This is a genomic window from Xenorhabdus poinarii G6, assembly GCF_000968175.1.
Classification (GTDB): domain Bacteria; phylum Pseudomonadota; class Gammaproteobacteria; order Enterobacterales; family Enterobacteriaceae; genus Xenorhabdus; species Xenorhabdus poinarii.
Map to the genome: position 1 here is coordinate 2,818,347 of NZ_FO704551.1, position 12,571 is coordinate 2,830,917.

16 protein-coding genes and 1 pseudogene are annotated in these 12,571 nt (G+C 50.8%); 1 reads left to right on the forward strand and 16 read right to left on the reverse strand.

The window, feature by feature from the left end:
- Window positions 1–55 precede the first annotated feature (55 nt).
- The 8 genes from XPG1_RS13080 to tnpA form a co-directional block, all read right to left on the reverse strand.
- Window positions 56–712 carry a PFL_4703 family integrating conjugative element protein gene (locus XPG1_RS13080; protein ID WP_045959444.1) on the reverse strand — a complete coding sequence of 219 codons (657 nt, stop codon included), beginning with the start codon at window positions 710–712 and terminating at the stop codon, window positions 56–58.
- Entirely contained in the window at window positions 709–1,083 is a 375-nt protein-coding gene (locus XPG1_RS13085) for a TIGR03750 family conjugal transfer protein (protein WP_045959238.1), read from the reverse strand. Before XPG1_RS13085 ends, XPG1_RS13080 begins: the two co-directional genes overlap by 4 nt.
- A gap of 10 nt (window positions 1,084–1,093) precedes the next feature.
- On the reverse strand, window positions 1,094–1,471 hold the full coding sequence (locus XPG1_RS13090) for a TIGR03745 family integrating conjugative element membrane protein (protein ID WP_045959239.1): 378 nt from the start codon (window positions 1,469–1,471) through the stop codon (window positions 1,094–1,096).
- 35 nt (window positions 1,472–1,506) lie between these two features.
- A complete protein-coding gene (locus XPG1_RS13095) occupies window positions 1,507–1,743 on the reverse strand; it encodes a TIGR03758 family integrating conjugative element protein (protein WP_045959240.1) in 237 nt (78 codons plus the stop codon).
- Entirely contained in the window at window positions 1,740–2,069 is a 330-nt protein-coding gene (locus tag XPG1_RS13100) for an integrative conjugative element protein, RAQPRD family (RefSeq protein ID WP_045959445.1), read from the reverse strand. The genes XPG1_RS13095 and XPG1_RS13100 overlap by 4 nt, the downstream gene beginning before the upstream one ends.
- A 164-nt stretch (window positions 2,070–2,233) precedes the next feature.
- Window positions 2,234–3,739 carry an IS66 family transposase gene (tnpC, locus tag XPG1_RS13105; RefSeq protein ID WP_045957449.1) on the reverse strand — a complete coding sequence of 502 codons (1,506 nt, stop codon included), beginning with the start codon at window positions 3,737–3,739 and terminating at the stop codon, window positions 2,234–2,236.
- 70 nt (window positions 3,740–3,809) lie between these two features.
- Window positions 3,810–4,163, reverse strand: coding sequence for an IS66 family insertion sequence element accessory protein TnpB (gene tnpB / locus XPG1_RS13110; RefSeq protein ID WP_012986901.1), 354 nt, complete (start codon window positions 4,161–4,163; stop codon window positions 3,810–3,812).
- Entirely contained in the window at window positions 4,160–4,489 is a 330-nt protein-coding gene (tnpA, locus tag XPG1_RS13115) for an IS66 family insertion sequence element accessory protein TnpA (protein ID WP_231853008.1), read from the reverse strand. Before tnpA ends, tnpB begins: the two co-directional genes overlap by 4 nt.
- 94 nt (window positions 4,490–4,583) lie before the next feature.
- Between tnpA and XPG1_RS13120 the strand changes: the two genes are divergently transcribed.
- On the forward strand, window positions 4,584–5,276 hold the full coding sequence (locus XPG1_RS13120; RefSeq protein ID WP_045959447.1) for a DUF5710 domain-containing protein: 693 nt from the start codon (window positions 4,584–4,586) through the stop codon (window positions 5,274–5,276).
- A 117-nt stretch (window positions 5,277–5,393) separates the two neighbouring features.
- On the opposite strand, the gene XPG1_RS13125 is transcribed toward XPG1_RS13120, so the two are convergent.
- The 8 genes and pseudogenes from XPG1_RS13125 to XPG1_RS13160 all read right to left on the reverse strand — a co-directional run bounded on the left by XPG1_RS13125 (window position 5,394) and on the right by XPG1_RS13160 (window position 12,550).
- Window positions 5,394–6,254 carry a hypothetical protein gene (locus XPG1_RS13125; RefSeq protein WP_045959448.1) on the reverse strand — a complete coding sequence of 287 codons (861 nt, stop codon included), beginning with the start codon at window positions 6,252–6,254 and terminating at the stop codon, window positions 5,394–5,396.
- Between the two features lie 181 nt (window positions 6,255–6,435).
- On the reverse strand, window positions 6,436–7,194 hold the full coding sequence (locus XPG1_RS13130) for a TIGR03747 family integrating conjugative element membrane protein (protein ID WP_045959449.1): 759 nt from the start codon (window positions 7,192–7,194) through the stop codon (window positions 6,436–6,438).
- A gap of 8 nt (window positions 7,195–7,202) precedes the next feature.
- Window positions 7,203–9,253 (reverse strand): annotated as a pseudogene (gene traD / locus XPG1_RS13135) (type IV conjugative transfer system coupling protein TraD).
- Window positions 9,250–9,789, reverse strand: coding sequence for an integrating conjugative element protein (locus tag XPG1_RS13140; RefSeq protein ID WP_045959244.1), 540 nt, complete (start codon window positions 9,787–9,789; stop codon window positions 9,250–9,252). The pseudogene traD and the gene XPG1_RS13140 overlap by 4 nt, the downstream one beginning before the upstream one ends.
- A complete protein-coding gene (locus tag XPG1_RS13145; protein ID WP_045959450.1) occupies window positions 9,768–10,466 on the reverse strand; it encodes a TIGR03759 family integrating conjugative element protein in 699 nt (232 codons plus the stop codon). Before XPG1_RS13145 ends, XPG1_RS13140 begins: the two co-directional genes overlap by 22 nt.
- Window positions 10,463–11,002, reverse strand: a complete 540-nt coding sequence (gene pilL2 / locus XPG1_RS13150) for a PFGI-1 class ICE element type IV pilus protein PilL2 (RefSeq protein WP_045959451.1) — start codon at window positions 11,000–11,002, stop codon at window positions 10,463–10,465. Before pilL2 ends, XPG1_RS13145 begins: the two co-directional genes overlap by 4 nt.
- Window positions 11,003–11,114: 112 nt before the next feature.
- Window positions 11,115–11,399, reverse strand: a complete 285-nt coding sequence (locus XPG1_RS13155) for a helix-turn-helix domain-containing protein (protein WP_012989731.1) — start codon at window positions 11,397–11,399, stop codon at window positions 11,115–11,117.
- Between the two features lie 281 nt (window positions 11,400–11,680).
- The gene (locus XPG1_RS13160) at window positions 11,681–12,550 is read right to left on the reverse strand and encodes an aminoglycoside 6-adenylyltransferase (protein WP_045959452.1); all 870 of its coding nucleotides are present in this window, start codon (window positions 12,548–12,550) and stop codon (window positions 11,681–11,683) included.
- Between the last annotated feature and the right edge of the window lie 21 nt (window positions 12,551–12,571).

Below are 12,571 nucleotides of genomic sequence, written 5' to 3' on the forward strand. Positions count from 1 at the left end.
AACCACAAGAGACTGAAAAATCCCGCCAGAAAGTACAGATAACGAGACTGAGATATCACTGAAACACTCCCTTTTTCTCTTCCACAGGTTGTGGCATCGCTTCCAGTCGCTGCGGCATTCCGTCGTAACAATCCAGCGCCAGCCCAAAGGGGTTACGCTCCGCATCGCCCTCCCAGCGCACCACTTTCAGGGGATAGCGCACCAGCGCCCGTTTGACCGGTTCGGCGTGATAATATTCATCAGCCACCAAATCCAGCCGCACCACCCAGTTATCCTGGTTACGCACCGTCACACTTTTCGTCCCGTAGCCCCGGCCAGGGATCTCATACACCACCCGCACCCGGTCGAGCAGTTCACCACTGTCGGCCCGGGTTTTAGCATCTTCCCGTAAAAAATCCTGACAGGCGGGGGTCAGATAAGGCGACAAGGCCGCAATTTTAGCCGGGTAGTCCTGTGCCCCGTTTTTCGGCCAGGCGTTCAGTTGCTGGAAAAGATAAAACGCAAAACTGTAGACACTCGGCGCAGGCACTTCCCACCACGGGCGGGTGCTGCCGCTGCGTAAGTCCGGTGGATTATGGATGGTGAGACTACGCGGTGAGGCCATCCAGCCCGTGAGCGTAATCAGCAAGACCAGTACCAGCACCCCGCAGGCAAGCCGCAGGGTCAGGATATGCTGGTCACGGTTTTTCAGCGCATGACGAAACCGGCTCATCGCAGGCTCCCGTTACGATGAGACAGACTGCTTCGGCGCAACGACCAACCCTGAGCCGCAATAATCAATGCCGGATCACCGATGCCCAGCCGGCGTTTTTTCTCTTCCAGCTTCAGCCAGAGATAATTTTCCGGTTTGCCGCGCTTAAGCTGAGCGAGCCAGCGACCGCCAAAACTAATCAATAACAAGGGCATGAACAGCATACCCGTCGGTATCATGACCCAGCCGGCTAACGGGATAAAAGGAAGGCTCACCATCAACCCGAATGCCAGCCTCAGCAAAGCGGTCAGCCCCATTTCCGGTGTGGTGAATCCCCGGAATACGACCGGTTCGGCATTTAAGCGATCGGGTAAAAACGGGATCGTCTGCATCAGCGGTACCTCAAAAGATAATGCCGGCCGATTTCGCCAGCAACCAAATCACCGCAACCAATAGCACCACGCCGACCACGATAATGGAGCCAAACTGTGTCCAGGTGGCTTTGCCGTCCCGCACTTCCGAAAAGGTTTCAACCGCCGCCGAGGCGACCTTAAAAAACGCCACTGCCGAAAGGATCAGCCCGCCAATCACAATACCATCCTGGGCATAGCCCTTCACCTGTCCCAGTAATCCGCCCCCGCCACCACTTTTTGGCGGTTCGATAGCCGGCAAATCGGCCCAGGCGGATTGACAGAAAAGACCGGACAGCAAAAAAACGGTACTTATTCTGGTTATCAGATTCGCACTGATACGACGGCAAACGGTAAAAATTGGCTTCATGTTCAATTCATTCCTTTTTCATTATGTTCGTTGCATCAGCTGGCAAACATCCAGACCGCGACCACCAGTAAGATGGCGGTTCGCATAGCAAACTGGCTTATCGTCTGATTACGTACTTTTTCATTCGCCCAGCCGTTCCAGACATCCACTGCGGCCCAGGCCGCCCAAAGAAACAGGGTGGCTAAGAAAAATCCGACGCAGACCAGATACAAAAAGGTGATATCAAAGTGCCCCGAGGCCACGGTAAAGGCAATGCGTTGTGCCTCCGTCATTGCGGATGTTCCTGACGGTAATGACCGGATACACTGCCTGATCCCTGCTGCTGGGCGCGGGAAGGGGTCAGATAGTGATCGATACCGGCTTTGATGGTGCTGAGATCCGCTTTGATACGGAGGTAATCAAAGTGATAGCGAGGGCGGGTTGATATATCATCCTGTTTCTCCGCGAGGCTTGCACGCTCCAGTGCCATCTGCACCTGATCAATCAGATTTTTTGCACTGGCCAGTTCGTCTTTCTCAGCCGCCTGCGCAAGCGGTACACACACCAGGATCAGACTCAGCAGACAGGCAGAACGGGACAGGGAAAAGCAACCGTGCATAAACATTCACCTCGTCATGGAATTCAGGTAATCGAGGATGCGGGGTTTTTTAGGTCAAATCAGCAATAAACTCTTTATGCTTTGATGAAAATTAGCTAAATAGTCTGACTAATTTATTTGGTTAACGATTTAAGAATGAAGGAAAGCAGTAAGCGTCAACTAAACTACACCTTGCTTATCACTTTTTTCCAGGGCAGTAGTTTTTCCAGATCCGGGGTGGGTTGGCATAACTCATCCAGGCAAGTCATGACATAATCGAAAGGGATCAATCCATTGGCTTTGGCCGTTTCAATGACGCTGTAGAGGATCGCACTGGCTTGTGCACCGCGCGAGGTATGGCTGAACAGCCACGCCTTTCGCCCGATGACAAACGGTTTGATCGCCCTTTCGGCCCGGTTATTGTCGATTGACAAGCGGCCATCCTCACGATAGCGGATCAGTTTTGCCCATTGATTGCTCAGATAAGTGACGGCCTCACCCAGCTTGCTTTTGGGGATCACCTGGGATTGGGTTTTAACCAGCCAGGCCGATAACTTATCCCAGATAGGAAGCGCTTTTTCCTGGCGGATCCGGTATTTTTCTGCCGGGCTTAACTCCTTGATCTGATGCTCGACCCGGTACAGTGACTGGATCAGGCTCAGCGCGATATCGGCTTTGCCCGTTTTGTTTTTTCCCTGCGCCTGCTTCGCTTCCATAAATTTACGACGGGCATGGGCCATGCAACCGACCAGCCGGGCACCGGTCTGCTCATAGCCTTGATAGCCATCCACCTGCAGATAACCTTGGAAACCGGCGAGATAGTCAGCAGCGCAGGTGCCTGAACGGCTGGCCTGGTGGTCATACAGCACAATATTCGGTGTGAGCGCCGCCGGTTCGGGGGTATCAGTGCCCACACAATAGACCCACATGTAATGGGTCGTTTTTTCAGACGTCACCCCCTTCACCGGGGTTTCATCCGCATGGAGAACCGGTTGTTGCAACAGCATTTCCCTGAACCTGGCCACCAACGGCGTAAACAACTGCGCGGATTTTAATATCCAGTCACTCTGGGTCTGGCGGCTGAGGTCAATGCCATACTGTTTGAACACACTTTCCTGACGGTACAGCGGTAACCCATACTGATATTTACTGGTGATAAGCTGGCTGAGCAGGCTGCTGGTCGCCATACCTTTCCTGATGGGCATCGCTGGCAGGGAGGCTTGTTTGACAGGCGTCTGAATGCCGGATTTTTCACATTCACGGCAGGCGTATTTGGGGCGGACATGCTCAACCACCCTGATTTGAGCGGGAATGAACAACAGTTTTTCACTGCGATCTGCCCCCATCTGATGCAACCTGCCGCCACAGCACGCACACTGTTTTTCTTCCTCGGCGATATCATGGAACACGGTTTCGCGCGGTAAATCTTTGGGCAGGGGGTTGCGTGTCGGCTTACGGCGGGGAAGTGTGAGGGTTTCCTGTGCGGCGGCCGTTTCAGCCGGCAGCGCAATTTCTTCCGCTTCGTTAAACAACTCCCCCTGGCCGGGGAACGCTTCCGAGGAAGCCCCAAACCGTTTTTGTTGGGCTAAACGGAACTGCTCTTCCAAAAAGGCCAGCCGCTGCGACTGCTTAATCAGCAGCCGTTTCAGTTCAGCGGGGTCATTGGGCAGGGCATCAATATCAATTTTCATGGGGACATTTTATGCCATCCCCGGCGAAAAAGCGTAATTAATGCCCGTTGGTTTGATGATCATCAAGGGATCAGGCGACATGGCAATCCTGTACGGAGAAGGGCTGGTGCCCGATGACATCATAACCCGATAACAACCCGTGCAGTTGCTGCTCTGTCAGGGTCAGGGAGGCGCTGTTGACGGCGGTGGGCCATTTGAATTTCGCGTTCTCCAGCCGTTTGTACCAGAGCGCAAACCCGGTTTTATCCCAGTAGAGGATTTTGAGTTTATCCCGCTTCTTGTTGCAAAAGAGGAATAACGCGGTTTGCGTCGGAGACAGTTGCATTTCCAGCTCCACCCAGACCGCCAGCCCGTTGATGGATTTTCGGAAGTCGATAAATGAGCGGCACAAATACACCTCCGGCACATCCACAAACATTTTCATGCGGCGAGCCCCCGAATAATCGCAATGATAACATGCTTATCCGTGCCGGCAGGAAAACGCAGTGTGCCATGTGGTGTCTCAAATAAGATGGGGAGTGTGCTGGATGAGGCGGATTTTTTCTGAGCGGTGCTGACTTTAATAAAAGCAGACGGTGAAGCCAGCCCAGACGGCTTGTCTGGTGGATGGGAGGTGCGTTGGCGGTGGTGATAGAACCGGGTTGTCGACACACCGATTTTTTGGCAAAACTGCGGGACAGTCAGTTCGGATTTTTTCTGCTGTTCAAACAGGTCCCGCCACTCGGCTTGAGTAAACCTGGATTGGCTCATGTGAGTTTTTTCCATCATCATAATAGGTGAAACTAGTTTAATCAATGGATTTATCCTGGCTAGGTGGGGTTCCCCGTACGCTTACGGAAAGCACATGCTGCGGATTGATTTAAACGTCCCCGATGATGAATACGAAAAGGCACGGAAGCTGGGTGCACGCTGGGATGCCGCCGCCCAAATCTGGTATATTGACAACAGTGTTGACCCGACGCCGTTTATGAACTGGCTGCCGTTCTACAATGTCCACGCTGAATACTGGTATCTCGCCCAGACTCAAACATCCTGCCCGCACTGTCATGAACACACCATGGTGACCGCGTTTATGCTGCCGGCCGGGCATAAGATGCTGGAAAATAACGATGAAGATGACGGTAACATCAGCACTGAAGTGAGCTACGCAGAGCAGGACCGCCCGGCGTTTCTGTTTTATGTCGCCGATATTCCCACCACCGTGCGCAACGTATTATCCGGCTTTCACCATACCCTGTGTAAAGCTGTCAGCCAACGGCGACAGCACTGGATAAACCACTGCGAACACTGTGGCGCGCAGCAGGATGATACCGAACTGTTTGCCGAAGTCGGCGGGGCGTTTTTTCCGGCTTCCAGGGAGCAAGCGGCGGCTATTCAGCTGCATCGTATCGATCAGCCGTTTGTCGGGTATTGTGAAGATATTTCGCATCATCACTACTATTTCGATCCGAAGGGAAGCAGCCGAGCCTGTCAGGCTTGTGACTGGTTTGAATGGATGGCGCAAGTGGTTAACACCCCATCCGTATATCGCCATTAGTCCTGCATTCAGATCCAGATTTGATGCGGTTTGTAGCCACATCAAATCTTAGTTTTTAATGATAAAGACCGCCACTGGGTTAATCATATATTCAAATAGTAACTGACATAATTACTGTTAAGCACAGGCCCAATGAATTTTATTCGTTAACAAATCTATTTGAGCTACACCATCCCCGCCTAGATTGGGATCACCCAGACTTTCATCAAATTCAAAATAAAACTCGCTCAAGTCATCCGGAATAGATTGCGCTGGGTGTGCAGTCCCACCAAAATGGTGATCATAAAAATACTTATCTAAATTAAGATTCAGTTTCCCACTGACTCCATGAAATATCGGTATATACCCCTGAATATCTTCTACTTTCAAGCTATCAATAGCTTTTGTATCTTCAATAGCATCTAACCAATCCGGATATTCTTCTGGCTTTATTCCTACATTAGGATCATCAGAATGTGGTACTAAACTGAAACATTTTGCTGGCTGATCAGAGGAGAAACAATGGGTTTCATGCATTGATTCATAATCAACAGGCATGCAATCTTTACTGGGTAATTCGCACTGTTTTCCCGAACATTCCTCTTCGGTCAGATAAATAAAACACCAACTTCCACCTATATCGTCAACCTGATACACTTCACGCAGATGCCTATTGTTACGGTATAGGATCAATTCCTGCCAAAAAGCGTCATCGCCTAAAGCTTCTCCTCCTTCCTCTAAAAACTCATTTACACCTTCTTTATCGTCATCTTCAAAATCATCGCCCTGAAAAACAGATAAATATTCTACATCAGAACTTCTCACATTATATTCAGCAGGAATTTTCACGGTAAAAATATGTGCCATTGGTACACCGTTAACCCGGCTTCTTGGCCATTGCCAGGGTTGAATACCAGAAGGTCTTCCATATGCCCATCCATCAGTCCCGGTCTCAGAGTATGTCACGACATATATATTCTTCGGTTTTTTCATATCCATTTCCAAAAATCTTTCCTAATAAAAGCCATCCATAAGATTTAAATATTTTTTCATTTTTGTTGATATCTTCTTTATCACAAAAACTAATATCTGTTGCAAACTGACGCGCCGCTGTGCGGCTTGTCTGCTAGCAATGGAGTACAAAACAAAAAAACGTTTTGCACTCCATTGCCCAGCGCACTTAAAGGTATTTCTTAAACATCGATGTGGTGATCACCACTGCCATACCTAAAAGTAGCGCTGCTGGCAACAATATCACCGTAGGATACACCACATCCGGCCACGATAAATACAGTACACAGGGAACCGTGCAGGCCGGTTTTATCCCTCGCTTGGCATGGTGATAGACAAAACTAGATTCATACCCGGCTCCGTAACGTCGTAAGTCCCGCCGCCCCAGTCCGTCAACCAATGCAACCAAAACCACCATCACAAACAGTGGAACGGATAACACTAGAATCGCCAGCCGGATCAGCGTCACCATCGTGATAAATACCGTTGCCAGCGCATATTCCCGCAAATAATCCGATATGCTATGTAGTATCGCATTGAATTCACCCATAAAATCATTGCTACTATTGAGCTGATAGTGCGATTGCCCCTGTATCCAGGGCATAAAACCACTGTCCACAAAAATCCATTGATACACCTGTGCCAGCCCGTCAGAGACTGTTTGTGCGGGATTTGACAACAACAGGCTCTGGGTAAATTCCGTGGATAAAAATTGCAGCTCGGCTTTCATCATCGTCTGGCTATGAGAAGCCCCCTGTTCCGGCCAGAAAAAAGTCATCCCGAAATATTCCAGCGACAAACTGAATAGCCACGACATCACAATAAACCCAATGAGTTGCCACGGCCATTCCCATAGCACACGATACAGCAGGCCATGCTTGCGCGGCGGTTGGGAAGGTGGGCGGGAGTGATTTTCTGACTGTGCCATATCGGAAACTACCCCTTCTCTTCCCACCAGTTTTCACTGGTGCGGTAGTGCCGACGCATCTGTTCGGCAATGTGCTGCAAACTGGCCGGCATCAGGACATCATCGTCATCCCCCGTAGGCAAAGGCATACGGATTTTCCACAACTGCCCGCCTTCCAGCAGCGCAAACGCCTGCCCTTTCGGCAGGTTAATCATTTCGGCCGGGGTGATTAGCGGTGTTTTGACGGTGCCGACCCGGTCCTGGGTGGACGAGGTAAAATCCTGCCCCTGCTCCACATCGGCAATATCCGAATGCCCGGAGACCAGGGTCTTACTGTAGATTTCCACTTCAGGCAACTGGCTGGTGAGCAGTTCAGCCGTCCGGTTATCCCGTACCCGCAGCATCATCAGGGTATTAAAGTTGCCCATCACCTGTGCAGTTTTAGCCGGGCTGCCGATACGGGCTTCGATATCGGAGGAGGTCTGGGTATACGCCGTCACCTGCATGCCCGCCCCGCCACCTTTGTTGATCAGCGGAATAAATTCATCGCCCATCAGTTCATTGAATTCATCACAATGCAGGTTAATCGCTAGCTTACCGTCATGACGTACCGGTAATCCGGCGTTCATGCCGTATTTGTAAATCTGTCCGGCAACACTGACCAAATCCGCAAACATGCTGTTACCTACCGCCGAAGCCACATCGCTGTCAGACAGTGCATCCAGCCCGATATAAATAATGCCGTTTTTGCGGATCACCTGCTCCCAGTCAAAGATGGGCCGTAGATCCGCCATATTGAGGTAATCCGGCGATAACAGTTCGGCAATTTTGCCTGTCGTCAGTTTTTCCAGCAGCGGCAATAAGGACGCGACAATTTTATCAAAATAGGTACGGTCATAACGCACGGCAGAACGCAGACCATCCAGAATCGGGTCATAGAGTTGCTTGCCTGCGTCAGAACTCAGCGTCATTTCCATGGCCCAGAGCCGGAGGGCATCGGGCTGCCCCTGCATATTGCGCGGAATGTCTTTTTCTTTCAGTTTGCTGAGAGAGTGATTGATTTGCGCCAGCAGATCCGGCTGTCTTTCCTCCATCATTCGGGTGGCATAGCGCTGATATTATTGACGTAGCGGGTGATAAGCTGGTAATCCGGCCGGTGCCCCAGAGCCACCAAAGCACGGGCAACAATATTGACAAACCGCCAGGCAAATTCACGGAACGCGGCGCTGTTGCCTTCCCCGCTGAGCTGCCCCGCCAGACGGGAAGCCACTTCGGATACCCGACCAAACCGTCCGACGGCGTTATAACGGGCTGAAATCCCCGGCCAGCCCAGATGAAAGAGGGACAGTTCATTGCCGCGACCCGCGCGGTGTGCTTCAGCCCAGATCCGTCTTAACAGGTCAGCATCCCCTTTGGGATCAAACACAATCACCACTTCACCGCGCCGGATATCCTGTGTGATAAGCAGTTCAGCCAGCCGGGTTTTCCCCACACGGGTAGTCCCCATCACCAGCGTATGCCCGACCCGCTCGCGCAGATCCATAAACATGTCCGCCTCCTGCGGTTCAATCCCGTGGATAGCCGGATTGCCACCCACAGGCGGCAGCGGGCGTACCGGATTAAATGGCGAGTCTTTGCGTAATAGCGCAGATAATGTCGGCCAACGGTATTCAGTTCGGCGCTCCAGTGCGCGGGCAAACTGATATATCCGGGACGATTGTACGAATCGCTCGACTTCCGGTCGCCGCGTATCCTGCAAACGCTGGGTATGCTTCTGCTGCCAGCGAAATCCCCGGCCCAGAAACAATTGTCGGTGACTGACGGGAATGTGCTTTGTGCTCATCTGGTAACGCGGCAGGCGGCGCAGATTCCGGCGATAGCGGATAACCTGCATGCCCTGCCACAGGCGCAGTATCGCCAGAACGGCAAACCCGCCACCCATGACATAACTGACGGAGGGTGCCAATGCAATGGCCCAGGGTGCCCGGAAACAAACAAATGCCGCAACGGCGGAGACCAGCGCCGTATTCAGCTCGACGGCAGGACGCAGCAGGGCTTCAACCACATAACGGCGGCTCATGGTGACAACTGTTGGGAAAGTTGAGTTTCCGTGATCAACACCGGATAATGTTGCAGTTGCAATCGACGAGCCAGCTCGGTGCCGGAAGCAGGCGATAACAATAAATCCGGTGCCAATGCCCGCAGTGACTGCAAACCCGCCATTTCCCTGACATTGACGACCAGACCCACAGCTTGCAGTTTCGTCAAGGTGGCCGCATTCTGGCTTAACCACCGGCGTGAACCGGGATCATCCCCAATCAGAAACAGTGCCCCAATTCCCGGCAATTGCAGTGGTCTGCTTGACACTTTTCCCGGCATCAGCTCCGGTGTTTTGACAGGCAACATCGCCGCTTCACCTGCCATTTCGGGTGAGGAATTTTGCACCGATGACACAGGCTCATCGCGTTGCTCAGCATTAATGCTTTCATAAAAAGGCGAGGCATCTTTGCCGCCTAAATCTGCAATGATGTTCAATTCAGCATGGCAGGCACTTATCCATAACAGGCTGATAACGGGAAATACACTCAGCCGTTTCATAATGATGTGATCTGCCATCCCTGCTCTCCCTGCCGCAATAAAACCGGCATGATGCCCTGCCCAAACCGGAACCAGTACCCCGCATCATGATTCAATGTGATGTGTCGGTTGCGTACCCGTTCAACGGGGATACGGTGTTTTTTGGCCCATTGCCGTAGTGTGTCATCATTGCCCTTGCTGTCGACCAGATAAATGTCAATCGGTTGTATCAATGCCAGAACTTCTGCTAAACGTGCGTCACACGGCGGGCAATCGTTGATTTTGACAAACAACGCCAGACGCCCCTTTGCCTCACCGGATTTTTCCATATTGACCGGCAACACACTCGGAAATAATCGCTGCCAGGCCGCATCCACTTCACGCTGGAAGCGCAATTCTTTCTCAGTACGGACAAATTCCGCCTTGACCCACTGCTCAGCATAACGGCGGCGTTCGGCATCATTTTCGGCTTCAATACCCAATGCTGTCAGCGGATCGAGTCCCGGCGACTGGATACCTCTTGGCCATTCCATAATATGCTGATAACGCTGGTATTCATCCGTATTCAATCCCCATTGCTCAGCCTGTGTTTTCAGAGACTGCTTTTGGCTTTCTGCCGATGGCGTCTGCTGCGATGTTAAGGGTGACGATGTGGCTGCCCATGTTGGGCTGCTGAGCACTATCCACACTATCAGACCCATTCGATGTAATCTCATGGCTGCTTTCCTTGCCGGGATTGCGGAAGCTGATAACCCGGCCGCAAGTGGTGACAAACTACACGCTGAACCTCATCCACTTCCAGTTGCCAGGCCGGGCCTGCCATAAACTGCAACGCCGTGCGCAGCCGGACAGGGCCTGACTGAGTGTGTACCGACGGCAACGACGGCTGGCGATATAAGAGGTCATTGTTTTTTTCAGGTACACATAAACGGTAACCCGACTGACGTAATACGTAACGCAGGGCATCGGCAACAGTAGGATTCTGAGAAGCAGGAATATGCACCTCAATCAATTGAGAAAGTGGGTCACGCTGTGCTGCTGTTGGGTCGGTACTTACCAGGATATAACGACCGTAACGGACTACTTCCAGCCCTTGTTGATAAATATCGGGTGAGACGGGCTGAATATTGCGCGTGAACTGCGTTGCTGAAATGGCTTTTTCGGAAGCACATTGAGACGGCGGTTTATTTGACGGGGCATTGCAACCCGTCAGGATAGTGACCAATACACCCATTAATACGGTTATTCTCATTCCTGTTATTCCTGCCCGGCAATCAAAGCGCAAAGCGCCAATGTGCAGGAAATAACAGGATTTATTCAATCAACAACTGAAACTGCCTTTTAGGAAATAAAAACGTTATCGCTTATTGCTCTGAAGATTCTGCTGAAACCGTTTTACGCACGGTACGCTCAATCAACTGACCATATTGGTCAAAATAACGGCTCGGCCAGATTTCAGAGGGATGAACGTCGAGGTAATTTGCAATGATCCATTCCCCTTTTGGCCAGGCGCGTGACAGGGTGTTGGCGAGAGTTGAGGAGCTTAGTCCGGCTTCGCGGGAGACGGCGGCGAGTGTTGTACCACGCTTGCGTAATGCACAAATAATTTCGGCTGGGTGCCAGTCTTTCTGAGTGTGAGTCATAGTCATACCTGCTTCCCCTTCTTTTGATTATTGAATGGTGGCGATTCAAGACAGGGATCTCACAACCGGGAGTAACCTTCCGGCGAGGCCGAAGCCTCCCCTGCCTGAACCGCCATAGAAGGTGCGATAGCAGGCACACTGGCAGAAAATTCCTACCAGTGGGTTACTCTTAGCAAGGGTGAGATTCCTTGACTATCGGATTTTGCCGATAGCTTTTTTACTTTAACGAATTACGTTATCTAATTCAATAATCGAATGTGTAAGTTTAATCAGTTAATTAAATATAATCAGAATACCCAGCCCATATATTGAGACAAAACCGTCTGGTTTATTTCAGTGATGCGAGTTTCACACTCTTGTGGATAATCGAGTCCAATGTATTGAGCAACTTCCCGACCAAGGCGTCCATAAAGTTGAGTCATTGCGTTAAATGAGCGCAGAGCATCAGATGCATCAAACCGTCCAAAGGTGCTCTGTAATTCATCCCAGGTTTGTGGGGCTGTCCATTCTCTTACATGCAGGCCATTGTGCCATATATCTATTGCGCTGCTATGCCGGGCAAGTGCATGCCATTCCAGCATACACAACAATAATTCCTTCATTGTATTGTCACGGAGCTTAACCAGCCAAAGCTCGCCACGAGCTAAGTATTTAGGTATATGGAAGGCTTCAAACCAAAATTCTTCAACTGATGCTGTGAACTCGCTCTGTGAGGGAAGCATTCTTACCGGAAATTTGTAGGCTGGGGCCGGAATCCCCTGAGTAACCGATGACTTGTCGAGTAAAATTTTGTACCCACGTCCATAAAGATCATCAAGTATTCCTTCATCAGCCATGTGGCGAACACGCTCAATACCAGCCAGCGTGAAATCAACTTTTACCCCATTGCTATAAATAGCAAGGCGTGTGGCCCATTCCTGATGCTCATCAGGATCAAAACTAAGCACAGTAATTAACTCACCAAACTCATACAACCACCGCCCATCTTGCATCAATAATGCTGGGTTAGATGTAATAATTTCAATATCAATATCTGAAAGATCATCGCTGGAATTATCCTGTCGGGCCAGAGAGCCTGTTTGAATCAGAGCTTGAACATGATCTACACTTTCTGCCCATTTGATAATGCCTTTCAGGCAGTTATCCCGCAATTCCATATTATTTACCTCATTTCACTA